The sequence below is a fragment of the Halioglobus sp. HI00S01 genome, assembly GCF_001635445.1.
GTDB classification, from domain to species: Bacteria; Pseudomonadota; Gammaproteobacteria; order Pseudomonadales; family Halieaceae; genus Halioglobus; species Halioglobus japonicus.
Window position 1 is genome coordinate 266202 of record NZ_LWEE01000058.1, and the last position, 25518, is coordinate 291719.

Genomic DNA, 25518 nt, shown 5'->3' on the forward strand with positions numbered 1-25518 from the left:
ACAGGAGCGGCATCATGGAGAAATTTTTTTCACTCTCGAAGCGTTGTCTTGACCTTTGGATATCGGGCGCCCTAGTGGCACTTTCAGTGAGCGTTCACGCTTATGAGATGGATCGCTCGCACCTGCCGATAGCCGAGCCCGCGCCGCCAAAATTTAAAGAGTTGGATGTCCGCAATGTTGAGGCACCACCCCTGTTTACGGTGGAAGCGCCCGAGGGTGCGCCTAATGTCATCATCGTGTTAATTGATGATGTTGGTTTCGGTGCAACCACTCCGTTTGGTGGCCCCATTAACACGCCCACATTGGATCGTTTGGCAGAGGGCGGTTTGCGTTACAACAACTTCCACACGACGGCACTCTGTTCGCCGACCCGTAATGCATTGAAGACGGGCCGCAACCACCACTCGACCAATACGGGCTCCATTATGGAGACCGCGACGGCTTTTCCGGGTAACACCGGGCAGGTTCCTAACAGGGTTGCCCCTCTTGCTGAGATGCTCCGGCTGAACGGTTACAGTACGGGAGCTTTCGGTAAGTGGCATGAGACAGCAGCGTGGGAAACGAGCGTTTCAGGTCCCTTTGATCGCTGGCCAACTCACTCGGGCTTCGACAAGTTTTACGGGTTTATCGGTGGTGAGACAGACCAGTGGTACCCGCTTGTTTACGATGGCGTGACCCGCGTGAATCCGCCGCATGTCGAGGGCTATCACTTTACTGATGACATGACCGATCAGGCGATTGGTTGGATGAAGGCACAGCAGTCCATGACGCCCGACAAGCCCTTCTTTATCTATTTCGCGACAGGTGCCGTCCACGCACCGCACCACGTCCCTAAAGAGTGGGCAGACAAGTACAAAGGCAAGTTTGACAAGGGATGGGACCAGACTCGGACTGCGACTGTCGCCAGGCAGAAAGAGATGGGCATCATCCCAGAGACCACGAAGTTGGCGGACCGCCCCGAGGATCTCAGTGCATGGGCAGATTTACCTGAGGATCATCGCAGGCTGTTTGCGCGGCAGGCTGAGGTGTTTGCTGGGTTTATGGAGCACACTGATGTTAACGTCGGGCGGCTTGTTGATGCCGTGGAGGATATCGGTGAGCTGGATAACACTCTGATTATCTATATCGCCGGTGATAATGGCACCAGCGCAGAGGGCGGTTTTATCGGAATGTACAACGAGATGACCTACTTTAATCAGGTTGTCGAGAAGGTCGAAGATCTGTTGCCGCGACTTGACGATTGGGGGGGGGAATACACCTTTCCGCATATGTCGGCGGGTTGGGCGGTGGCTTTCGACGCGCCGTTCAAGTGGACTAAGCAGGTTGCATCTGATTTCGGTGGTACCCGCAACGGCATGGTCATTCATTGGCCTGACAGAATCGAGGGCGGTGGCGGGATTCGAAGTCAGTTCTCCCATGTGATCGATATTGCGCCGACTATTCTTGAGGCAGCGAACCTGCCCGAGCCTACTAGCGTTAACGGTACAGTTCAGGAGCCCATGGCTGGCACCAGTCTGCTTTTCAGCCTGAACGATGCTGACGCACCCGAGCGGCATACCACTCAATACTTTGAGATGTTCGGTAACCGCGCACTGTACCAGGACGGCTGGTTCGCACGTGTGCTGCATCGGGCTCCCTGGCAGACGGGCGAGCAGAAACCACTCGAAGATGATGTGTGGGAGCTCTATAACGCAAAAGAGGACTTCAGCTTGGTGAACAATCTGGCTGATAAGTACCCCGAGCGTGTAGCAGCCATGGAAGCAAAGTTCATGGAGGAGGCGGAAAAGTACAACGTATTACCGATCGATGATCGTTCTGTAGAGCGCGTTAATCCCGCCATCGCTGGACGTCCTGATTTGTTGGGCGATCGCAAGTCACTCACGCTTTATGAAGGCATGAACGGCATTTTGGAGAATACGTTCTTAAACTCCAAGAACACCTCTAAGACAATCACTGCGGAGGTAGAGGTCGATAAAGGTACAACAGGCGTGATCCTGACACAGGGTGGGCGCTTTGGTGGCTGGTCGCTCTACATGAAGGATGGTAGACCCATCTACACCTACAACTTCCTCGGTCTTGAGCGATTTACCGTGGCTGGGAAGAAGCCGATCGCCCCGGGGCCGGCCACTATCGTGATGGACTTCGATTATGACGGTGGCGGTTTGGGGCAGGGTGGCGATGCGACGATCACGGTGAATGGCAAGAAAGTGGCCTCAGGTCGTATTGAACGAACCCAGCCGCTCATCTTCTCAGCCGATGAGACCGCTGATGTAGGCCTAGATAACCAAACCCCCGTAGCTGAGGATATCGGCGTTGGGCCGGTTGAGACGCGCTTTACCGGTACCATCAATAAGGTGGTGATCGCGATTGAGTAACTGCGGCATCGGTGGCATTGGTGCATGCCATCAGTCACCGAGTTGTGGGGCTTGTGGAGCGCCGGGGGTTGTTGGCACGTGATATGGAGATCAGTTATCTGGCGTTGGAATCGGGTGACAACAACGCCAGATGGCCGCCGGTGTTTAAGCTGGATTCTGTACCCTGGAAGTCCAGATCAAAAAACAAAGCTATGATCACAAAAGCCTGTAACCGCAGACCACAGCACCATGGGCAAGGTCAGACTTTGCACCCATCGACTATGGATAACCAGATGTAACCGATATCTCCGGAATAATCGGGCGCCCTAGCTAAATCTATATCTATGAATGGCAAGATAAATGGTGGGCCCAGAAGGACGTGAACCTTCGACCTGCCGATTATGAGGAGCTCGAACAGAGCCAGGCTGGAACAGTAAGCTGAAGAAAGTTACGGGATTTTGTTGGCCGATACCGAACTCACAGCTAGGAACGAAGCTATCCCGAACTTGCTCAGGGTCGGTTTCGGTGCCTGCTGGCACTATGTCCAGGATTTCTAACAGCTTTTCAAAACCGAACTCCGAACTTGAGCCGAACAATCTCTCTAGCCGACCTCGCACAGAGAGTGGCATGCGGCGATTCAAATCAACCGGGCAGGCCCCGAAGTTCCTGGTTGCCCATGCAGTGGCTTGAGGTCTCATTCGATTGCATGAATTAGATTGTCAGTCTCAGGTTATTAACTTAACGATATCGGCAGTGTTGGAACACTTCTCAAAAGGATGCCTTCTGGTATTGCTCCCTCACCTGCCAACTTAATATTAGGGAACCGATCAGCCACTATTCGCAGCGCAGACGCCAAATTCTTTTGAGCCAGATGCATGCCCGGGCAGGTACGCAAGCCTGGGCCAAAGGTCAAAAGGTTTTTTGCTTTTCGACTAATATCGAAGATATCTGGATTGGGAAAAACACGAGGGTCGCGGTTTGCAGCAGCAATCCCAAACAGAACCGCGCTATTGGGTGACATATTGACACCACTAAACTCAATAGTGCGATCTGCCGGCGTGAAGCGCGGTTGCGCCGCGACAGGAGGGTTCCACCTAAGAAGTTCATTGACGGCACCAACCTGCATCTCTGGCTCTTCCACACATTGCTGCCAGGCATCCTTATGGGTCAGCAATGCATGGAACAGGTTGCTCATGGCGTCGGACGTAGTGGTAGCGCCTGCCGTAAAGAACAACCGGACGTGAGCAAACATAGATTCATCACTAATTTTTTGTCCTTGAATTTCGGTATCCAACCAACGACTTATTTGGTCCTCCTGCCGTTCTTTACGCCAGGCATTAATGACATCCCTTACAATGGATGTAAGTTTCCTATCCGCAGCCTGGCTCTTCTCCAGGTCCCGCCCCCCAAACATTAAATTCATAGACCACTGATAGTATTCCCCTTCCTTCTCTATCGGCAGGCCTAGCAGTCGGCAGATCACACGAAATGCAAATAGGCGCGTAAATGCGGTAACGAAATCTACGTTGTTCTGTGGCTCAATCTGATCTAGTAATTCATGGCCAATAGAGTCCAGTAAGTCTTCATCTATCTCATCAATGGCATGGCGGCGGACAGACGGCGTCATTGGAGGGCGCCATTCTCGATGCTGATCCTCATTCATTGACATGAAGGTCTCGCCAATAAAGGGTAAGGAAATAATTTGGTAGGCATGCCCTGGTGGAAAACAATCAGCGCTCTTGAAGGCATCGCTCAGGGCTTTGTGGCCGACAATATAGAAGATCGACATGGAGCCCTCCATGGCCATTGCAGGCACAATATCCGCCTGGTGCCGCAAGTTGTGGAGTTCAGCTGCAAACTCGCCTCCCCGCAACTTATCGTAATACCAATCAATCACTTTTTTGCCTCCATCGCAATAAGACGCGTGTCTCATTTTTATCGAGGCCGAGAAAGGTGTCAAGACGCGTGTCTCATAAATAGGTATTATCCCAACTAATAGGTTCTTCTAACGATCAACATTGGGCCGAACTTCATGACCGCACAACGCCAGCACGAAAGTATGAGCCGTACCCAGCGGGCCACGCGGGAGAAGATCCTGCATGCAGCATGGAATCTATTGGATACAGAGGATCAAGAAAGCGTGAATATGATGGATATCGCAAAGGGAGCCGGTATTGGTCGAGCTACCTTGTATCGCTATTACGAGACAAAAGAATTCATCATCAGAGACCTGACCCTGGAATGGGGGCGGCGTTTCTCAGCCAAGCTTTTTGAGCAACCGCGAGACGGCGTGACCGTTGGCGAAAGGATCTGCTATACCGTACGCAGTATTCTCGTGGAGGCTTACGCTCACCCACACCTTATTCGCGCAGCTTTGCCTGTACTTGTTGCTAAAAATGAAAGCATGTCTGGTTCACGAAGCGGAATTCGGAGTTTATTGCCGGGCCTTGTTGAGCCAGTGATTGCTGATATCAAGATTGTCGAGAAAGAGAAATGTCTGGCTGCGACTCACCGGCTACTGTTGGGTAGCTTGTACATGGTGAATTCTGGTAGCGATAGCATCAGCATCTCAATGGATACTATTTCGTTTACTCTTCGAAAGCTGCTCGGGGAAAGAGCCTGGCAGCGGGCACTGCCTGGTTAAGGTGCCGGAATTGCGCTCTCCAGCGCTACATCTGCTGACACCAGTCAAAGAGACAGTGACCATAGTCGCGTGCTCTACGCAGTGATAAGCCAATGATTTTTGCTGAAAATGGTGGGCCCAGAAGGACTTGAACCTTCGACCTGCCGATTATGAGTCGGACGTTCTAACCAACTGAGCTGTAGGCTTGTTGCGAGGGAGCGGAGTTTATAAAGAATTGGTCGCTCGCCCACCCGCGGATCACGCGTCATATCCTCGCAAATTGAAAGAGCCTGTCGACAACTATCGATGACTATCTTGGGATACCCTTGCCTGGCGATCCGGAGCAACGTGTCGGCGACTTTATGGAATGCAGCAATCAGGAACAACGACAACGCCAGTAGTACTTTCAACAGAAATAGCCCGGCCGGGCAATACATAGTGGTGATCACAACAGCGTGTTTTACGCTGTGGATTTACCTTACACGAACAGAGTTGCAGGTGCCTTGCCGTCACAGAAGCGCTGGTATGCCTGTTGGTATGCCTGTTCCAGGTGGCGTGTGAACAGCTCAGTATCGAATAAAGGAGTGCTCAGTCGGTTGTCGGCCAAGCGCCCGCGGAGGTCGGCAAGGCGCTCGGGGTTTGCCGCCAGTGTCAGCGCGAGTTGTTCGTACTCCTCGTCGGAATGCGTGACCAGGTCTGGCAAGTTTACCGCCTGTAGAAGGCTGGCACCCACTCGGGCGGCCATGCTCCTGCCGAGCCGAGTTATTACCGGCAGCCCTGCCCAGAGTGCATCGCTGGCGGTAGTGTGCGCATTGTACGCGAAGGTGTCCAAAAACAGATCGGCCAGGCAGTGCCGGGCTAGGTGGTCCGCGAGGTCCAGTTTCTGCGCCATGACGAGTCGCTGCGGGTCGATACCTCGCTGCTGCGCTTCGCGACGAAGATTTTCGCGCGCGGTTTTTCCGGTGTCGAGCAGCCAGAGCACACTCCCGGGGACCCGACCCAATAGTCGCATCCAGATATCGAACTCTCTAGGGGTGATCTTGTAGCTGTTGTTAAAGCAGCAGAATACAAAGCCAGTTTCGGGCAATCCCTCCTCAGCACGAGTTGGTATGTTCTGGGATATTACTCGCTCGTTATCATTGACCTGGTAACTGTGGGGTAGGTAGATGATGTTTTCCGAGTAGCTGGTGCGCTCGTTCTCAGGAATCAGCACTGGGTCCGCTACCAGATAGTCCATGCTCGGCATGCCCATTGTGCCTGGGTAGCCCAGATAACTTATCTGCACCGGGGCCGCGCGATAGGCAAAGATGCCCGTGCGAGCACGCTTGGTGTAGCCTTTTAGGTCTACGGCGATATCGATCCCCTCGGCGCGAGCCAGCTCAGCGATGGCTTGTTCGCCCAGATGGCGCACGTCGTGGAATACGTCCACCGTCTGCTGCAGGCGTTTGCCCATGGTGTCGTCATGGTCGGGAGCAAAGGAAAACGCGTGAATGCTGAATCTTTCACTATCGTGCACTTCAAACATTTTCGCCATTAGGAACATGGTAGCGTGGTTGTGAAAGTCTGCGGAAAAATAGCCGATTTTCATCCGCCGCAGTTGGTCTTTCGGTCTGGCGAGCGTCGATAACTCTCGGTATTGGCCAAATGTTTTCCTTGCATAGAGACGTGCTCGTTGTCGTTGTCTCTGCGGGTCGTCATCCTGTGCCAACATGGAAAAAGGCTCCACTACTTCTTTGGTCAGCCCCAGTTGGGCGATCAGTGAGGCCCTGGTCCCCTCTGAGCCCCATTCGCATAGCAGCGATTGCCGGTGCAGCAATTTCGCTCGGGCGTCATCGAAGCGGGGGTTGTACTTCAGCGCTGCGGTGTAGCTGGCGATGGCCTCCTCGTGGCGATCTAGAACACTGTATACATGTCCGAGGTTAGCGTGAGCCTCAGCGCTGACCGGATCTAACTCTACTGAGCGGCTGAAACTTCTGATTGCCTCATGGTACCTGTTGAGGAATTGCAATGTATTGCCGAGATTATTATATGCCGCAGCGTAGTTTGGTTGCAGTTTGATGGCCCTGCTGTAGCTGGTAACGGCCTTTTCGAACTCGCCGGTTTCTTTCAATGCGCTTGCCAGGCCATAGTGTGCCTGCGCGTTGGCGGGTTCCAGGCGAATAGCCTTGGCATAGATTTCAGCGGCTTGTGAGTGTCTTCCTAGTTGCTGTAAGGCCACGCCCAGGTTGCGATAGACTTCAGCGTAGTCCGGCTTGAGATCGATTGCCCGTGTGTAACAATCAACCGCTGCTTCAGCATTGCCCAAAGCTGAGTTAACCACTCCGAGGAAATTATCAATCATCGGGTCGTTGGCATAGCGGGAAGACAGCTGTTTAGCCTGCGCCAGTGCTTCCTTTAGGCGACCAGCCTCATAAAGTTTTACGGCGTTAAATACCAGTTCTCGTGGCGCCCCGACACTCGCAGCCCCCTTCTTACCACTCTGCAGGCCGAGAGAGGCGAGCTCGGTTCTGGCCTGCTTGTTCCCAGGAAACCGCTCGAGTATGCCGTGGTAGATTTCGGCGGCACCATGAAGGTTACCACTGTGGGCCAGGCTTTTGGCTCTGCGCAGGGACTTGTTGACGTTGATGGACATATATCGGACCTTGAGCTGGTATGCTGCTTCGCTGTGTCGGTCCTACAACCGCAGGCGAACCTAGACAGATGCAGGTCACTCCGAGTCGGCTGTGGCGCATTGTGTGTGCTAAGTATAGTTTTATCGCAGGGAGCTGTCTGCATGTCGGACGCCAGTCACAGCGCCAGGCGGTTGAATATTTTCCAGTACAGGCGACATGGTCTAGGCTGCGGGAGGAGCTTCCCGCTTTACTATTTTCTAACTGCAGTTGGAGCAATGGGCTTATCCGGATTGGCTTCTATATTCGTTATTTGCGCTCGATTGGTGGCCATTTCCTGCTTTAGGCGTCCGCGCTTCAAAGTTTATAGCGATTTGTCTGTATCGGATGCCCGAAGAAAGAACAGCTTTATGGTCGATTTTGATGTTAGCACTGCGGACTGGCAGGTTGACCTTGTGCATAACCGTGCAAGCATTCTGGGTGTAGGTACTTGTTTAATGAGCTGGTTATAGATTCCCGAGCTTGCGCTTGAACTAGCAGGTGTTTGTAATGAATCAGAGGATGGCTAGCGGGATCATCTACCGGAGCGCCGCCATGCCCTGCATAAACAGGGACGGGATATTCAGTTCTGTCATGGGGTTTAGTAGGTGATTGTTTACCTGGTCCATGCGGCCATAGTCGGCTGGTGCAGTCTGTTAAAATCATAGGAAACCGAGTGTTGGCCCAGAAGGACTAGGACCTTTGACCTGCAGATTATGAGTCGGGTGCTCTAACCAAATAAGCTTTAGGCTTTTTGCGATAGAGGGGGGGGTTATATAGAATTGGTCGCTCGCCCCGTCGCGGATCACACGTCATCTCGACCAAAAATGAGTGATCCAGGGCGCCGTATTTGGAGAGCCACGGAAGTGCGGCTTGCACTTACCGTCATTGCAATTCGCACTTGCATTAGGAGCTGGCTTTTGCGTCCAGCGCTATTACTGTAGTGACAGCTCTCCCGGTCGCAAGAACTCTAGGGAGTGGCATAACAACGCTGCTAGGCCGAGCTCCCCATGACCGTGATGAAACCACCATTTATGTGATTCCTTGTGCACATCCGACACGTCTCTCCCTGCTATCGCGAAAGGTCCACGTGGTTGAGTAACTATTGTTCAAAGTTACCAATTAATAACATAGGCCCGCACCGAACCATATTCTCTCTGGATGCCGCACCTTAAAGTAGAGATTGTCGCTAGCTAGTACCTCCGCTATCGGAGGTACCTATACACCTGAGTCAGCGCAGCCCGACAGGGCATGACCGTTACAGGTCTTTCTCGCGTAACTTGAGCAACCAGGAACTCTTGTTTTTCTCGGCGTCATAAAACACCGCCATCGTGAAGAAAAACATGAGAATGAGCACAATATGCGCAGCCACGCTGAGCCCAAAATAAATGATACTACCGAAATATACCGCGAAGGCACCGCTCCACATAAACGCGAGTATCGTCATGATGAACATTCGGCTAGTGGGATCAGGTATGTGCCGCAGTGGATTTTTACTGGAGTCGAAAACGTAGTTGTAAGCGTCATAAACGCGTAGAGCAATTTTCTTCATGGTCTACCCTCATTCGAGAATATTCATAGATGATACGGTCGCCACTCGTGCTTGGATTTTTGGGCCTGAATGGCTTTTACGCTTGTGGTCAATGTAGTTTCATGCAATCAAAAGTGTTCACCTAGTACATTTGCGATGGTATGTCGTTCCTGCAGAAATCGCGCATGCCTGTGAGCAAGTGAAACTAACAATAAAGCCATTTGCTAAATGGGTATCTATCAAACTGGGATTGCGTTGAAACCGGCTGGCCCAAACAACTCAATCTTGAAATATGAGTCCACGCTAGTCTGGGATACACATGTGTATTTCTCTTTAAAGGTGGCCGAGCGTGGTCACATGGTTGCACCTCCAATACATAGAAATACTGAGATATAAAATATGCGTGTACGACGTGCAGTTGGAGTAAATGTGAGCTTTGAAAGGCGCTCAATATAGATACGGAACCGCAATTACACGCAAAAATTGTTTTTAATGTAAGCGTCCCCTCGACTTGGCCACACGTTGTCAAGTGACGCTGGATGTCGTCGGCCAGTTGCTTGATTGAGTTATGCGCGAAGAGGGCACCTGAGGTGCGTAGGGCCGAGATTGCCGCGAGTAGTTGGGACCTAAATGCACTTGATTTTTACCCGTGTGGACGCTGGAGTGGCCGTGGATAGAGCATAGACATTCCTGTGCCTGGTGACACCATGCTAAGTCGAATGCAACAGGATTGAAGTCAAACACAGTGGGGCAGTGAACCTTGGCGGGGAACATCCGAGCCCATCAGCAGCTTGGTTATACTCGAGCAAATCAGGTTTCACTCACCGACTTCAGTCTATTAGTCGGTACACATAGTGTGGAGTAGATTAGCTTGCTTACAGCGATCCGGACGGCCTGTGGGTGGTTCCGGATGGCTGCATGAAAGAACTTAACAACCAAATGTTGGTGTATATCGCTTACGACATGGGGTATGCCCAAAGCCTAGAAATCAAACGCCTGATCACGGGTCTGATTGGCGATGAAACTACCGGCCTTATCACCACACGATATTGCCGGCACCATGTTCATTAACAAGCGGCACCCCGGTAACGACGAACGGCGGCTAGTAACTTACCTGCTTAGCCCTATGGGGTGACGACACGAATGACAGCACCATCGTGATCGCGCGCAACGGTGGCTGTGTGGTCGGAGGCTGACCTCTTATTGTAGCCGAAGGGCGCCATCGCGGGCGTTCCTTTTGGTTTAGTCGATCTACGGGTAAATGAGCTATGGATATGAGTGGCATCGGAGTTTGGCAGGTCCTAATTATTCTCATGATCGTGAGTATTCTGTTCGGCACAAGCGCCTCGGGTCATTGGGCGCCGATCTTGGCAGTGCACGCCGGGGTTCTTTAAAGCGTGGGGGAGTTGACCCTCCGGAGGCCGCTGGGCAGTATAATGGTCAGATGGTGCGCGCAGCTGTGACAGCGGCGGCTGAGCCCCACTCCACGAGCTTTCTCCAGCCGATGTAGAAAGGCCCTTCGTCTCCGCTGCGCCTGGTCCGAGCGTCCTCGCAGTGGTGGCCTTCATCGCGCATAAACTGGGTCAGGATTAGCGCCACCTCCGGGTGAAGGTCGTTGAGCGTCAACCGGTCGATTTGCTGCTGATAATGTTTCACCACGAAAGTCTCCACGGCGTCGATGGTCGCAAAGACACCATTGCGACCCCCGATCGACGCGAGTGCCCCCAGTATCCAGCCGGAAGCGCACCATGCAGGGAGCAACAAACTCTTGATCGATCGAGGAAGCCACTGCTCGAAAAGCTCTAGGTGGTCTTGTTCGGTCTCCAGGTGCTGCTCAGCGAAATCGCGCACCACTGGGTCGCGGCTGCATCGAAGAATACCGCGGTAAATCCACACGGCCCCTGTTTCACCTGCGTGATCTGAACGCAGTTCGGCCTGGAGCCATGTAGGCAGGGTTCTAGGGTCCGGGAGTGCGCCGATGGCGGTCACGTTTTGTCTCATGTCGCTTCCTTTATGCATCTACACAAGGTACGACTAGCCGCCGGATGCGGTTTGCGGCGATTGATGATTTGTCCAATTCGAAACCAGGTTGGCCACTTAGGTGACTATAGGCGGACGAATCCTGGTCATAGTGGCATCCTTAACAATATAACCCCGGTCGCTGTGGCTTGTTTGCTACACGGTGTCGCGATAGCTTGAGCTGCTTCCGTATGAATGTTGAGTTCAATATTGGCTGAGAAACTAAGCGCCCGGTCCGTCGGAGCTTCGCGACGAAGTGGGTTTTCACCTGGTGGTGAAAAACTAGTGATTCGTATTAGGCCCATGCCGTATAGAACGGAGCGTAGTATGCTTCCACTATGAGCCCTTTCTCGACAAATCTCTGGTTCCTAAAGCCGGGGAGCCAGGGCGAACGCGGAACCACATTGAGTCGGCTAGCAGAGGGTAATCACCCTGATATGGATCTGGAACCCTTGGATACAGCGATCTTCAGCTCCAGGACGATACCGGGCAACGAGCCCGCCCCAGATATGCCAGCAATGATAGGGGAGATAGCCTGGTCTTCGCCGATTTTGTCAGGCGATTAAGCCTGATGGCTCCGTTTCTTATCAGCTACGCTCCTCCTTGCTTCACCTACATCATTACACAGCAATGGCCAGGAGATGTTCGATATTTCGACAGCTTCGTCCCAGTTAACTTGGCAGCACCATGAAAAAGCACGAAAAACAGCGAGATATGGTGAGCGCAGAGGGGCTTGAGACTTCGATCTGCGATCTTACGAGAAGCAACGGGTGACAGCTTCGAATATTGCGCTCGCCTGTCCGGGTGCACTGCGCCACCCGACACGCCGAGCCATGGACGGTTTACTCCACGGCGATGGATGAGCCCTGCGAGAAGCTGTCTATCAATATCGCGAACATATTGAACGTGTTGGCCTTAACGTTGAGGCTTTAGGGTAGATTCGTGTTGTTAACTAATAAGCCCTCTGCACATAAATCCCTGACAGCATCTCGACAGAAAGAGCAGCGAGAACTGATTCGAGCTACGGTTTCGTGGCTGTAAGTTCGTGTCTTAGGGCTGATAGCGTATGCTAGGAGCTGGCCTTTATCGGTCTGAGTATGAAACTTGTGGGGGGACCTTGTTGAATCTATTTCGTCGTAAGCAGCGCAAGAGTGCTCTATTCGCAGCCGCACTGGGAGCGACGCTGGCACTGTTGGCGAGCGCCGGTGTTCGCGGTTACGGCCAAGCTGATAAAGAAGATATCGGAGCAGATCCTAACGAGCGTCAATATACGTTCTCATGGCAGTACGCGGTGTCGGGCGACATGGCGCCGCGCGGCGGTACCACGCAGGGAGCTGAGGTAATTTTGGTGACGGAACCATCACCAGAGTGGTTGCGTCTGCAGGAGCCTGGGATAAGCAAAAAAGAACGTGACAGGCGCGCTATCCTGAGCATGGCAGGCCCTTACCGAACAAGCTTCGATTTCATTGAGACTATTGGCTTTACTCACGGCTATGCGCCAAGCAATCCCTATCAATCTTGGGGGACTGAGTACGTCTATGTGGTCACCGATGAACCGGACATAATCCAGCTACAACATATCCTCGTGATGGAAGTGAAGAAAGAGGACGGTTCGGCCATGGATCCAATCGTTGTCAAACACTGGCGCCAGGATTGGATGTTCGAGGCGCCCACGATGCACACGTTTAAGGGAAACCGTGAGTGGAAAAAGCAAGCGGTTAGGGCTGAACGCCGCGGGCACTGGGTACAGGCCGTCTACCAGGTGGATGACTCACCTCGCTACATGGCGGCAGGTGAGTGGCAGCACACGGCCAACTTCTCCAGTTGGAAAAGTGATGAGACTTGGCGACCATTACCGCGCAGGGAATTTAGCGTGCGTCAGGACTACGACGTCTTGATTGGCACTAACCATCACACGATAACGCCGACTGGCTGGGTACAGGAAGAACAGAACTTAAAGGTGGTACTTAATGGCCGGGGTGGAGCCGCAGAGGTGCTTGCCCGAGAGAACGGCTTGGCGCGCTACGAGCGCATCGCTGAGTTCAACTGGCTGCCGGGCGATGACTACTGGGAACGCACTAAACCCTTCTGGGCTAAAGTCAGGGCGTACTGGAGCGAAACCTTTGCACGCGAAGACCACATGGTGATCGCCAAGCAAGCTGATGGCGCACACATGTTTATGACCCTGTTCCAAATGGCCGAAGAGCCTGGCATCGACTGGAGTGCGAGTTCCGAGCAAGCTAACCTTGAGGCAGTTATGGCTCGCTATGTGACTTTCCCACCCTAAAGTTTTCTGTGCGGTGCCATTATGACGCATGTCATACTCGGACGGGGAGTCTATCCCCGGTCTTATGAATCCTGTCTATGACCTGTATAAATGAAAACCATACTCTTACAGGCGTAGCGTCGTATAATAGTGGCTAAACAACGGTGCTGGAGGTGTTGCGTGGAATTCGACCCTATTGTCTTGGCCCGTATCCAGTTCGCGGCCAACATCAGCTTTCACATTCTCTTCCCGGCGATCACCATTGGTCTAGCGTGGTTATTACTCTTTTTTAGGGTGCGGTTCACTCTGACTGGTGATGCGGCGTGGGAATATGCGTATCAGTTCTGGGTCAAGGTCTTCGCATTGACCTTCGCGTTGGGGGTTGTTTCCGGCATCACAATGAGTTTCCAGTTCGGCACCAATTGGCCGGGGTTCATGGAGCGTGCGGGGAACATTGCCGGCCCACTGCTTGGATATGAGGTGCTCACTGCCTTTTTCTTGGAGGCTTCTTTCCTCGGCATCATGCTGTTCGGCAAGCAGCGCGTATCCAATCGGGTTCACCTCATTGCGACTTCCCTTGTCGCCGTTGGAACGTCTCTGTCGGCATTCTGGATTCTCGCACTCAATTCCTGGATGCAGACCCCGGCAGGTTTCAGTATCCAGAACGGGGAGTTTTATGCCGAGAGCTGGGCGCAGATAGTGTTTAATCCCTCCTTCCCCTACCGGCTAGCGCATATGATGCTCGCGAGCTTCCTGACTAGTGCATTTTTGGTCGCCGGCGTCTCGGCCTGGCGAGTGCGCCGCGGGGTTGATGGGCCTGCAACCTGGAAAGTTCTGAAGACCGGTGTCTTCGTGGCCGCCGTCCTGATCCCCGTACAGGTGCTCGTCGGTGACCTGCATGGTTTGAATACCCTTGAGCACCAGCCGGAAAAAATCGCAGCGATGGAGGGGATATGGGAAACCGAGAAGGGCGCGCCTTTCACGATTATCGGCATCCCCAACGAGGAAGAGAAACGCACTGACTTTGCCTTGCAGATTCCCAACGCAGCAAGCCTGATTCTGACCCACCGGCTCGATGGTGAAGTTGAAGGGCTCGAAGCCTTCGAGCATCATCCCCCGGTGGCACCGGTCTTCTGGTCGTTTCGCATCATGCTGGCGACGGGCGGGTTGATGCTGCTCGTGTCCTGGTGGGGTGCTTGGACTTTTGCCCGCGGTCGTTCCCCGAGCACCGCGCTCATTACCGCGCTGTCGATCATGACCTTTTCCGGCTGGGTTGCGACACTGGCAGGTTGGTATGTCACTGAGATTGGCAGGCAGCCCTGGGTAGTGCACGGCCTGTTGTCGACATCTCAAGTCGCGGCTTCTCACCACAGTGCCACTCTCATGGGCACGCTGCTGGGCTATATCGGACTCTACGTGTTCCTGCTTTACTCCTATATCCACGCCCTGCGTCACCTCGCGACTAAACCTGCTGGATCGTTGGCGCTGTTGCCGCGACGCAAGGTAAACCCGGTGGAAGGTGTCGCGACATGATCGAACTTCTGCCGCTATTCTTTGTGTTCGCCATGGGCTTGGCGCTGTTGATATACGTGTTGCTGGATGGGTTTGATCTTGGCATCGGCATCCTGTTGCCTTTTGGTAATGATCGAGAGAAAGACATCATGGTTGCCTCGATAGGGCCCTTCTGGGATGCCAACGAGACGTGGATTGTTCTGGGTGTGGGCGTGCTCCTGATTGCCTTTCCGAAGGCGCATGGCATTGTACTGACTGCATTGTATATACCGGTGACGATCATGCTTTTCGGGCTGACGTTGCGCGGAGTGGCGTTCGATTTCCGCGTTAAGGCCGGGGACGACCGGCGCTCATTATGGAATGCGGCGTTCTGCGCGGGATCGTTAACCGCGTCTATGGCTCAGGGCTGGATGCTCGGCGCCTACATCACCGGCTTGCAGAACACGGGCACCAGTCTCGCGTTCTCCACCCTGATAGCGCTAACGCTGCCGGCACTGTATATCATGCTGGGAGGCGCCTGGCTGATGATCAAGACCGAGGATGCATTGTTCGACAAGGCGGTGCGATGGTGCCGGCGGGCGTGGTTACCCATGGGTCTGGCTTTGTTGCTGGTGTCTATCGCGACGCCACTGGTCAGTGAGAGCATTGCCAGTCGCTGGTTCACTATGCCCAGCGTGATCGGGCTGCTACCGATACCGGTGAGTTGCGCCATCGCTTACTTCGGCATCGGCTGGATTTTGCAGCGCCCCGAGATACTGCACGCGGGCTATGGCTGGCTGGTGTTCGTTGCGCTGGTGGTAATATGCCTGATGGCGGCCATTGGCCTGGCCTACAGTATCTATCCCGATATCATTATTGGACAGATGAACTTGTACGAGGCGGCGGCGGCCACCGGGTCGCTGGTCATTATTTTCTGGGGGGTGGCTATTACCTTGCCCTTGATCGCAGCCTACTCTGTGTTTGTCTACCGCGTATTCGGCGGCAAAGCAACAGAACTGCGCTACGACTGAGCGCGTACCGCGATTGTCATGAGGCGTTACGCCGGGCTTGCAGCTGCAGCTCGCTCACCGCGAGCGCAGGCAGCATGGTCAGTGTGACGAGGGCAGCCCCGAGAATCCCGACATGACGATAAGGTCAACGCCGCGATAGAGCTTGGTACCCGCGCCGGGCAGAAACACGAATGACGCGAGTCCAAACAGGGCTGTTAGTGTTGACATGGCGGTGGGCCTCAGGCAGATCTCCACCGCTTCTGATATGGCTTCGATGGCCGCCATCCCAGCCTCTGAGACATTCTGTACTGCACGATCTACCAGGGTCGGGCTGTTGACGATCGTTCCCATCAGGATCAGACTTTTCCAAGTGACTAAACCAGACGTGTAAGACCCTTGATGGGGAAGCTGCCTGCAACCAGCATGGGCAGCGCGGCTAGAAAGCCCAACAATACGCCTGGCAATGCTCGCACGCCATAAGGACTACTAGCTGCGATCCAAGGATTACTGCATAACGCTCCTGCGCTCGGATAGGGAGCAATGCCATAACCTTCACTACCTGGACACTGGCAATTGCACCCGGCCCTGCACCGAAGGTCACAAAGATCGCGTCTATTAACTTCCTCACTCGGCTCGGGCAGACCGCGCGGTAGCCCTTGGGGATCAGGGAAAACGCAATAAGCAGCAACATCGGGGAGGAAACGGGCATGGGCACGGACACAGCCCCCGGAGCCGAGTTTTCTGACAGCAAAGTCTAGGTCTGTGCGCCCCGTAGATTGTGCATGAGTGAATTACGTATAAACAAGAGTCAGTGGAACAGGCGCAAGCCTTGCCGCGTTGATACAACGTCTCAGCGAATAACTTTGCAAGGCTAGTAGGCCGTCACTTTCTTAGCAATTGAGGCGAGTATCCTGGTCGAAGAACCCTGAATTTCGGCAATGGCCTTGCTGATTCTGCCTGCGGGCCTGTCATGAAGAGCTGTCTTGTTAGACATCTCTGTCATTTCCTATTAGCAGGCATATGCTATTTGAAATTCAGGCTCGACCATCGTTGAGAACAAATCTAAGTAGTGTTGTAATCTTCCAAGCTGATCTCCTCATGCAGCCCCTTATATTCCTTGAAATTTCCTGGAAACAGGAAAGGGGCGTGACCGGCCGCATTGCGGTAATAACTGTGACAGTCGCTGGCCCCCCAGGTAAACCGACCAAAACGATCGGCCATCCACTCGTTGTATTCATCAAACGCTGTCTTTTTGACTTCGATGGCCTTGGCATTCCCCGCTTCCTTCTCGACCAGTAACCGTGCGATCGTTTCGGCATTCTGCTCAGCGGTTACAAAATACGAGACGTTTAGTACCAGACCATTCGGACCTACCGCAAAAAAATAGTTTGGAAAGTCAGGCACTGCGATACCTTTGTGGGCCCTTGGATTGTCGCCCATTGCGTCCGCCATAGACGTACCGCTAACCCCGGTAACTTTGATGCGGTCGAAATCGAGTATGCGGTATCCGGTACAGTAGATAATAATATCTGCTTCAATGGCGCGTTTTTCCGCTGTAACAATACCGCTCGGAGTAACCTCCTCTAGAGCGCTGGCCACCAAATCTACGTTGGGTCGGTTTAAAGTTGGGTAGAAGTCATCAGACACCAGACCGCGCTGACAGCCATAAGGGGTAGATGGGACGAGCGCTTTTTTAGTGACGGGGTCGTCCACAGTCCTATCTATAAATCTTAGCACCCGGGATTCGAACTGCCCCATACGTTTATGACCCTTGGTGACTGCATATTCTACCTGTCCCATTAGCAATCGCTGCCATTTCCGAATGAGCTTAATAAGTGCAGGGTAGCGTCTCGCCCTGTGTATCTGCCTCTGAGTGTAGAACTTTCTACCGCGCGGCATGATCCAGTTGGCAGACCTTTGTAATACGGTCAGGTGACCAACTTTAGGAGCGATCTCGGGAATGATCTGGACGGCGCTAGCCGCAGACCCGACCACAACTACCCGCTTTCCGGTTAAATCTACGTCGTGGTTCCAACGCGTGCCGTGCCAGCTGTCGCCGAGGAAAAGGTCTAGGCCCGGTACGTCTGGGAATCGAGGTGTGTGTTGATTGCCCATAGCATTGATGACAATGTCAAAAACGTAACTTTCTCCCGTGCTAGTTTGCAGTTGCCACGTTCCATCTCCTTGATAGTCGGCGCTTTCGATATGGGTATTCAAGGTGAGGTGAGGATCTAGCCCGAACTCCGTGGCGCACTCTGCCAGATACGCCTGAATTTCGGGCTGTTCAACAAAGTTAGCTGACCAGTTTGGGTTGGGTGCGTACGAAAACGAGTAGGAGTGAGCCCAAACGTCGCAAGCTAGACCGGGGTAGGAGTGAAGATGCCAAGTGCCTCCGGGGGCGCTCAGGGAGTCAAAAATTGTTAAGTCACTGAAGCCTCGCTGCAATAGCTCTCGCCCTGCGGCAATGCCAGCGGGACCTGCACCGATTACAGCAATACGTAGGTTGAGCTTATCTATCATAGTGCCCCCACAATAATTGAAGTTGTAATCAAAAGTCGCTCCATGGGTTCCGTCGTATCATTCCTCAACTCGCGGGAGCAGCGAAAGCTGAGTTTCTGCCCCGATGGGCTTGATATGACCGCGAACTTTTTGGCCCGCGCCAAGGATTATCTGCAGGCGGAAGACATAGAAATTATTGTGTATGTCAGCTTTCAAAACACGTTCACCTAGCGCTCTCGGAGGCATAGGGTCTGCGGTACGAACTGACCTATACCGTGAACAATGCCCCAATGATTCACTCGCAGTAGCCACACATGTTCATGCTCGGTCTGCTCCTAAACTTGTTCGCTGGTGTAAACGGTTTCGTTGATACACAGCTTGTGTAAACTATCAAGTTGACCGCTGGCAGCCCATCGCGTTGTCGCCAATGACTCGCCAGAGCCGTCACCTAGAACTGAGACGATCGCTTCAACGTCGAGTGCAGCGATATTTACCACCGGTTCATCCAGTTTGTCATGTTCAATATTTGCTCGTACGACAGCCATTGCCGATTAGGCAAAAACCGTTTCTACTTGCATGCAAGTAATGCTAGCAGCACCGGTTACTCTGGTATTTTCTTCTTCGAATAAGTTCATTGCTAAATCCTATATCCAGATTTCATACTTTATTATCAGTCGCGCTACACCACCGGAAATCACGTTGCCTAGTGTCTCGGCTGCGTTATAAGTTACTACAGCGCAAGCTAATAGGGAGATTGCTGAAGGTCAACCGCCGGCGGTTCATCAATGTGATCAACGCGTCTGAACAAGTCGCGTCGTCATAAGATACTCTTTTAAACGTCGCTGCCCCGAATTTGCCAGCGCTCATTGTGGAAGGAAGGACTGTAAGGCCACGCTCTTGCAGGGAACACCACAAACAGAGAAGTAGTCTCAGATAAGAACAAGCGATGATAAAAAGTATGCTTTTAGCGATCACCATCATCATCGGCTGTGCTTGCTTACGTAGTTACGCCCTGCCCAGTGATTATATTTGCTATAGCTCTATTTGAAGCGTTGAATATTGGTCATCTATTTAGGCTAACGAATACTTAGAAGTTATAAGTTTCGGCGCTGCTATTACTTCTGAATGCTTTTAATTTCACGGCGGCAGCAGTGTAGCCGAGAGATTATTTGTTAGCACTAAGGCCTTGAGTTTGATCATCTTCCTGTGCGCAAACCCGTAGAGCCCGTTCAAGCTCCGATGAAAGATGTGTCAGGTAGTGATGCAGCCAAGGTGCATATTTGGCAGGCTGGACACGTACATCTTCCAACAGTTCTTCCCATGTTACATAGTTGTACTGAGCGATCTCGCTTGGATTTGGCTGAGGGCTTGCGTCGATTCGGCAAACAAAAATATGTGCTATTTCGTGCTCGACCAACCCTGGGTCAACATTGACGCAATATCGAGTAGCCGTCAGCGGCCTTAGGCAAGCCCGTAGCCCAAACTCTTCATGGAGTCGACGCACTGCACCTGCCTGTACGGTTTCACCGGGACGGGGATGACCGCAACAGGTATTTGCCCACAGACCGCCACAGTGATACTTGGACAGCGCACGCTGCTGGATTAGTACTCGTCCCTCCGTATCGACACCAAATACAGAAAAAGCTCTGTGCAAGCTACCGTTTCGGTGTGCATCGAGTTTTCCGGCATAACCAATTACTCGGTCCATTGTGTCCACAAGTAAAACGCGTTCATAGTGGTCATTCACTTGCATAAGGAATGTCTCTGACAAAACCATCGATCAATATCATATGCGGCACCGTCAACGCTGCCAGTAACTGGAATGTCGCCTTGAGCGGGATACCTAACGCCTCATTTGCGTCCCATTGCGAAATGGCCAGCGCAACACCAATAGCAATAGCAAGCAGTGTATACGCAGATGCTACGACTACTGTACGCGAGTTTGGAAGAAACCCGGTGCTAAGAAGGTGACGCATGCTATGTAGGCCGCAGAAATAAACTGTAAAATACATCAGAGGCGGTAGCGTCCAGGCTAGCGTGAAGATCATCACCATCTCTACAACAAGATGAGGGTTGCGACCTAAGGCGGCCGAGCTCACGACGACGGCACCCACAAGCGCTATCGGGGCCAACATGCCCTGTACGGCGACTAAGCTATGCAAAGACTCGCCCGTGATTGTCGAATACAAGACGACCACCTGCTCGGCGTTAAACGCCGCTGGCAGGCTTAAGACCATGATGCCCAGTATCCAGCAACCTGCACGATTGGTGACTCCACACCAGTCGCCGCCGAAGTGCCATGAAGAAATCAACAAAAAGCCGGCTAGGCACCAAGCCGGTGCGAATGACCAAATAACGAGAACTAAAGCTACTAGGACGAGGTAAAACACATGAAAACCTAGTAAGCGCCTGGTAGTACTAAATAGGCCGAGACGCTGCGAGATCACCACATCCAAAGCCCCGTGAGGTAACCCAAACACTGCTACGACGATCACCACCAGCGCGATCTGTGAGTGAAACGAAAGGCTTAGATCAACAGCTGCCCACGCTACAAGGCAGACTAGGCCTACGAATATGAAGAAAATATTGTCAGCTCGCAGAATCATGACGCGCTTCCAAGGGATAACATAGTTTTGCGGGCAGCCCGCATGAAGGGAAGCGAGGGCAGTGCCCAGGCAACGCGCAGCCAGTCGAACATGCCTGCTTTTCCAGACATGAATATTGCAAAGCGCCTGGGGCCTAGTGCGCGAGCAATTTGCAAGAAATACACACCTCCTTGATCAGGACGATCAACTAGCGCCTGCAAGAAAATACGATCCATGAACTGCTCGATCCCTGGCTGGGGCGGATGCCCACAGGGAAGGCCTGTTTGACGAATGTGACGAGTGCAGAGCTCAGCCCAAGTTTGGATACGTGCAAAGCCATAGCCTGATGACGGTCGAAGTGCGCCACCAGCAATACCGGCCTGCACAATGCGCCCCGTTTGGTCTGGCACTTTCTTTGGCTGTGGCCAACCCATGGGCAGTATTGCGCCTTCTCGGTATTTGATTTGAAACTGAGTGTGGCCGCACACGGCATTGAGATCCTGCTCTAACTCTGAATCTAGAGAACTGACAGTGCGAGGCGACGGGCTAAACCGTGTCGTTTCGACTAATGCACGCGACCCCGAAAATGGCAAAATGTATCGGAACCTGAATCCGTCGGCGTCTGTCGACATATCGGTCATCAGTCCGGCGCTCGCGGACTTGAAGATGGCTCTGTCTGTCTCAATTTCAACGCCGCTGAAACACTGATACAAGTGCGGTTTTTGCAGCGGTATAGCCGGATCATTGCGGGTATCTACGATTGCTCGCGTACGAATAACTGAGTCGTTTGTGTGTACAAAGATATCCCGCTCACCTCTCTCGAAATGTGTTACCGAGGTGTCCAGTCTCAGCTCACATCTCCCACTGTTATTTATAGCCAGCTGTGCATCCCGATAGAAATCAGAGCTACGAATGGCTTGGTATGAGTAAGCGTAAGAGCGGTGCGAGACACCTTCGCCATCAGCAGTATCCATTAGCCACTCGTTCCAATGGTTCGATACGAGATGCTGCAGAGCGTGCGATTTACTTTCCCAGAAGCACCAGGTGCGGTCGTTTCGATAGTGGCTCCGCGGCTCAAGAATCAGCACACGCTGGTCCAGGTCGGCGACGGCTAGATTGCGCGCTAAAGACAGGCCTGCACATCCGCCTCCGACGATCACGAGATCATAGCTTCTATGGTTCATCCTAACCGCCGGATAGTGCGTTGACGCCGGGCAGGCCGATAAGCGCTTCGTGCAATGCTGCTCGATGTGAAGCTCCTGCTCGGTGTAGCTGTGGTGTTGACAAAAAACGCAGGGCAGCACCAAAGCCGTGCTGCACCTTTTCCGGAGTGGACAGAGAGGCGCGCTCGAGCCAATATGCGTAGTCGCGGGCAGCCAGAGCAGATCCGATGCGCCGATAGAGAGTAGATGCTAGGTAGATGGTAAATCGCGCGCGAAGTGGCAAGTAGGCCATGCCACTAGCGGCGCTATCGTAGTAGGTTTCTGCTACAGAAAGCAGTCGCTTATTGGCGGCCCGCAGATCATCTTGGGTGGACGGCTCTGGCTCCACCAGGTAGTCCAGGCTCGACGCATCAATCCAGCTTGCAGGCAAGTAGCGCCGACCCATCTTCGCATCCTCGGATATATCGCGAGCAATGTTTGTAAGCTGCATCGCTATGCCAAGATCTATGGCGAACGGGTGAGCTTGATCAGTTTCTACGTCTAGGACCTTGCACATCATCAGCCCTACCACGCCTGCCACGTGATATGCGTAACGCAGCAGACCGTGCTCATCGGCAATCGCAACATCCCCCAGGTCGCTTCGTACACCAGCAATCAGCAATACGCCCAGCTGCCGGTCCATTCTGGTTTCCTGGCACAATCCTATAAAGTCGTCTGCAATTGGGTCCCCCGTGATTCCGCCCCTATCGAGGACGACACTAAGGACAGATAGCTCCTTATCTGCGCGTGATCGGTTCGGCGGCTCATCGGCGAGGTCGTCGACGTAGCGACAGAATCTGTAGAGTCGAGCGGCTCGGTTAGCATGTCGCTTACCTAGGAAATGTTGGGCGAAATGAAACGTTTTCCCGTGCCTTCTGAGCACCGCTTCTGGACTTTCACCAGCCGCGGCGGAGACCGGAGCGCTCATGCCAATGCCAAGTTAGACTTGGACCGCGCGTCGACGCCAGCTGCTCGGGGCACTAACACTTCGAGTACTTTGGCAGAACACAATACACCGGGAAGGCCGGCTCCGGGGTGAGTACCAGCGCCTACGAGATAGAGGCCATTGGGGCCTTCTGCTTTGTTGTGGTATCGGAACCAAGCAGATTGATAAAAAGTAGGGGCAATTGAGAAGCCGGCCCCGTCGGGGCTAAGATAATCCTGCTGGAAGTTCTCCGGAGTCATAAAGAAATCGCTGCGTATGCTCTCCTTGAGACCAGGCAGTAGTGTCGATCCCAGTGCTTCGACGATACGGTCTCGCAAACGAGGTCCCTCAATATCCCAGGCCACGCTGCCCTCCAGATTAGGAACCGGGACTAGCGCGTAGAAGCTTTCGTGCCCCTCTGGTGCAAAAGATGGATCAGTCGCGGTCGGACGGTGAAGGTAAATAGAAAAGTCGTCAGCTAAAATCTTGTGAGTAAAAATATCGGTCAACAACTCCTTATAGCGGCTTCCGAGCCAGATGGTATGGTGAGCCACGTCGGGGTATAGCCTGTTCGTTCCAAAGTAAAGTACGAATAGACCCATGCTCTTGCGGGCATATCGGGTTTTGATCCGTGCACTTAAGCAGCTATCCTTGCGCTCCAGCATATTGTCATACAGGTGAGCGGGATCTACGTTGGATATGACTACATCTGCAGCGGTAAAACCATGCTCTGTGTGCACGCCTTTCGCACGGCCATTTTCGACGCAGACAGATTCCACGGTCTCTCCCAGGCGAATGGTGATGTCCTCTTCTGCCATCAGTCTGCCCAGCGCATCCGTCAAAGCTCCCGTCCCGCCCATGGCAAAATGGATGCCGTGAGCCCGCTCAAGAAAATGAATGAGATTGTATATGCTGGTGGTCTGGAACGGATTACCCCCAACCAGAAGCGGCTGTATCGAAAAAGCCTGGCGTAACCGCTCTGATTTTAAGTGCCGACTGACCAAGTCCCAGACGGAGCGATAGCTACCGAGCTTCAACATCGCAGGCGCCTGAACGCATAGCTCGCTCAGACGGTGAAAGGGCTGGTGCGCGAGTTGCTCAAATCCCAGTTGATATATGGCCCTTGAGGCATCCAGCAGATCGAGGTAACCCTGCTTATCAGCCGGCTCTATCTGCTCAATCTGTGCGAGCGTGTCCTCTATAGAGCCGCCGTAGTCAAACTGTATCCCGTCTGGGAAGTAAAATCGGTACCAGGTGTCCAATGGTTTGATGGTGACGTAGTCTTGGATACGTTTACCAAACAACTCGAACAGTTCTTCGAACAAAAAAGGAGCCGTGATAACAGTAGGGCCCGCATCGTGGCGGTAGCCATCGCGCTCAAAAACCTGCGCGCGGCCACCAACTTTTGAGCAACGATCTACGACCGTAACATTGTAGCCCTTCGCGCGGAGCCGCAGCGCAGCAGCGATGCCGCCGAACCCTGCACCGATGACAACGGCAGTTGTACTGGTCACGCTACTCGCTCCAGTGCCGATGACAAACGACGCCGGGCCATCTCTGCCATTGTTTCACCAGCTCCATCCGGCAAGGCAGATGCCTGACATGCGGCAGCTGCCCATGCCTCGTCGGCAACTCTGGTAGCCATTGCGACTGGGTCCACAACGCCATCAACATTCTGCAATACGGCCACCGCGTTAGGGGAGCCCTGTGCGGCGTCCCGTAACTGATCCTCAATGTCGTCGCTGATTTGATATGCAAGCGCAAAATTGGTGGCTGCCTCTCTCGCTAACATCAACCAGTCATCCCGAGCGGCTGTAATTAAGCTAAGTTCTAGCGGCAATGCAAGGAGCGGGGCCGACTTGGCGGTTGCGATTCGTGAGTAGCCGCTAAATGACAGACCGGCATTCGAAACGACCTCGAGGTCCTGACACTGCCCATGAATAGTTTCGAGGACACAGCGATTAAAAGTTAGTAAAAGTTCCGGCAGCACTGGTGTCCTGGTAAGCGCAAGCATTGTCGCTGCGTTGCTCAACATAGCGTCGCCAACACAAATGGCAACGTCCATCCCAAACTTATTCCACACGGCGGGCCTATCCCGCCGCAGCTGCTCTCCGTCCTGTATATCGTCGTGTATCAAAGACGCATTGTGAACCAATTCGCTGCTGGCTGCGATCGCTGTAATGGTGGCTTCATCTAGGTTTAAGGCGACTCCGGCGTCAACCGCCAGCCTGGCCCGAACTCTCGAGCCTCCGCCCTCTAAATGATGGAGCGCAGCGCGCCCCAAAGTCTCGGAAGATGAGCCGAAGGCCGATACCATCTTAGCTTCGACCTTCGAGAGCAACTTCCTGCGAGTGCCCTTGCTCAT

At 53.3% G+C, this 25518-nt stretch carries 19 protein-coding genes; 7 read left to right on the plus strand and 12 right to left on the minus strand.

Annotation, left to right across the window (positions count from 1 at the left end; all coding sequences use genetic code 11):
* The first annotated feature begins 14 nt into the window (after positions 1-14).
* The gene (locus A3709_RS09570) at positions 15-2375 is read left to right on the plus strand and encodes an arylsulfatase (protein WP_231871159.1); all 2361 of its coding nucleotides are present in this window, start codon (positions 15-17) and stop codon (positions 2373-2375) included.
* Positions 2376-3087: 712 nt separating this feature from the next.
* On the opposite strand, the gene A3709_RS09575 is transcribed toward A3709_RS09570, so the two are convergent.
* Complete coding sequence (locus A3709_RS09575; RefSeq protein ID WP_066053577.1) at positions 3088-4251, minus strand: cytochrome P450; 1164 nt, start codon at positions 4249-4251, stop codon at positions 3088-3090.
* Positions 4252-4386: 135 nt separating this feature from the next.
* Here A3709_RS09575 and A3709_RS09580 point away from each other — a divergent pair, with 135 nt between their 5' ends.
* Positions 4387-4998, plus strand: a complete 612-nt coding sequence (locus A3709_RS09580) for a TetR/AcrR family transcriptional regulator (protein ID WP_066053580.1) — start codon at positions 4387-4389, stop codon at positions 4996-4998.
* Positions 4999-5455: 457 nt separating this feature from the next.
* On the opposite strand, the gene A3709_RS09590 is transcribed toward A3709_RS09580, so the two are convergent.
* Together A3709_RS09590 and A3709_RS09595 are read right to left on the minus strand one after the other, a co-directional pair.
* Positions 5456-7609 (minus strand): tetratricopeptide repeat protein, encoded by a 2154-nt coding sequence (locus A3709_RS09590; protein ID WP_082850028.1) that lies wholly within the window; start codon positions 7607-7609, stop codon positions 5456-5458.
* A gap of 1274 nt (positions 7610-8883) precedes the next feature.
* Entirely contained in the window at positions 8884-9177 is a 294-nt protein-coding gene (locus A3709_RS09595; RefSeq protein WP_066053583.1) for a hypothetical protein, read from the minus strand.
* A gap of 897 nt (positions 9178-10074) precedes the next feature.
* On the opposite strand from A3709_RS09595, the gene A3709_RS23150 reads away from it, so the two are divergent.
* Positions 10075-10227 carry a hypothetical protein gene (locus tag A3709_RS23150; RefSeq protein ID WP_156507648.1) on the plus strand — a complete coding sequence of 51 codons (153 nt, stop codon included), beginning with the start codon at positions 10075-10077 and terminating at the stop codon, positions 10225-10227.
* 369 nt (positions 10228-10596) lie between these two features.
* Here A3709_RS23150 and A3709_RS09600 read toward each other — a convergent pair whose 3' ends face one another.
* Positions 10597-11157, minus strand: coding sequence for a demethoxyubiquinone hydroxylase family protein (locus A3709_RS09600; protein ID WP_066053585.1), 561 nt, complete (start codon positions 11155-11157; stop codon positions 10597-10599).
* Positions 11158-12295: 1138 nt separating this feature from the next.
* On the opposite strand from A3709_RS09600, the gene A3709_RS09605 reads away from it, so the two are divergent.
* The 3 genes from A3709_RS09605 (at position 12296) to A3709_RS09615 (ending at position 15963) form a co-directional block, all read left to right on the plus strand.
* Complete coding sequence (locus A3709_RS09605; RefSeq protein WP_156507649.1) at positions 12296-13462, plus strand: DUF6607 family protein; 1167 nt, start codon at positions 12296-12298, stop codon at positions 13460-13462.
* A gap of 159 nt (positions 13463-13621) precedes the next feature.
* Positions 13622-14974, plus strand: coding sequence for a cytochrome ubiquinol oxidase subunit I (locus A3709_RS09610; protein ID WP_066053591.1), 1353 nt, complete (start codon positions 13622-13624; stop codon positions 14972-14974).
* The gene (locus tag A3709_RS09615; RefSeq protein ID WP_066053593.1) at positions 14971-15963 is read left to right on the plus strand and encodes a cytochrome d ubiquinol oxidase subunit II; all 993 of its coding nucleotides are present in this window, start codon (positions 14971-14973) and stop codon (positions 15961-15963) included. Before A3709_RS09610 ends, A3709_RS09615 begins: the two co-directional genes overlap by 4 nt.
* Before the next feature lie 78 nt (positions 15964-16041).
* Here A3709_RS09615 and A3709_RS09620 read toward each other — a convergent pair whose 3' ends face one another.
* Both A3709_RS09620 and A3709_RS09630 read right to left on the minus strand, forming a co-directional pair.
* Entirely contained in the window at positions 16042-16293 is a 252-nt protein-coding gene (locus tag A3709_RS09620; RefSeq protein WP_066053595.1) for an efflux RND transporter permease subunit, read from the minus strand.
* Positions 16294-17004: 711 nt separating this feature from the next.
* Positions 17005-18462 carry an NAD(P)/FAD-dependent oxidoreductase gene (locus A3709_RS09630; protein WP_066053601.1) on the minus strand — a complete coding sequence of 486 codons (1458 nt, stop codon included), beginning with the start codon at positions 18460-18462 and terminating at the stop codon, positions 17005-17007.
* A gap of 42 nt (positions 18463-18504) precedes the next feature.
* On the opposite strand from A3709_RS09630, the gene A3709_RS23155 reads away from it, so the two are divergent.
* Positions 18505-18672 carry a hypothetical protein gene (locus A3709_RS23155; protein WP_156507650.1) on the plus strand — a complete coding sequence of 56 codons (168 nt, stop codon included), beginning with the start codon at positions 18505-18507 and terminating at the stop codon, positions 18670-18672.
* 934 nt (positions 18673-19606) lie between these two features.
* Here A3709_RS23155 and idi read toward each other — a convergent pair.
* From idi to A3709_RS09665, 6 genes are read right to left on the minus strand one after another with little or no spacing between them, the layout of a single operon-like run.
* Positions 19607-20194: an isopentenyl-diphosphate Delta-isomerase gene (gene idi / locus A3709_RS22590; protein ID WP_197484141.1), complete on the minus strand. Its 588-nt coding sequence runs from the start codon at positions 20192-20194 to the stop codon at positions 19607-19609.
* Entirely contained in the window at positions 20181-21047 is an 867-nt protein-coding gene (locus A3709_RS09645) for a Brp/Blh family beta-carotene 15,15'-dioxygenase (protein ID WP_066053609.1), read from the minus strand. Before A3709_RS09645 ends, idi begins: the two co-directional genes overlap by 14 nt.
* Positions 21044-22210: a lycopene cyclase family protein gene (locus A3709_RS09650; RefSeq protein ID WP_066053612.1), complete on the minus strand. Its 1167-nt coding sequence runs from the start codon at positions 22208-22210 to the stop codon at positions 21044-21046. Before A3709_RS09650 ends, A3709_RS09645 begins: the two co-directional genes overlap by 4 nt.
* Before the next feature lies 1 nt (position 22211).
* On the minus strand, positions 22212-23156 hold the full coding sequence (locus tag A3709_RS09655) for a phytoene/squalene synthase family protein (protein WP_066053615.1): 945 nt from the start codon (positions 23154-23156) through the stop codon (positions 22212-22214).
* Positions 23153-24667 carry a phytoene desaturase family protein gene (crtI, locus tag A3709_RS09660; RefSeq protein WP_197484142.1) on the minus strand — a complete coding sequence of 505 codons (1515 nt, stop codon included), beginning with the start codon at positions 24665-24667 and terminating at the stop codon, positions 23153-23155. Before crtI ends, A3709_RS09655 begins: the two co-directional genes overlap by 4 nt.
* Positions 24664-25518: a polyprenyl synthetase family protein gene (locus tag A3709_RS09665; RefSeq protein ID WP_066053621.1), complete on the minus strand. Its 855-nt coding sequence runs from the start codon at positions 25516-25518 to the stop codon at positions 24664-24666. The genes crtI and A3709_RS09665 overlap by 4 nt, the downstream gene beginning before the upstream one ends.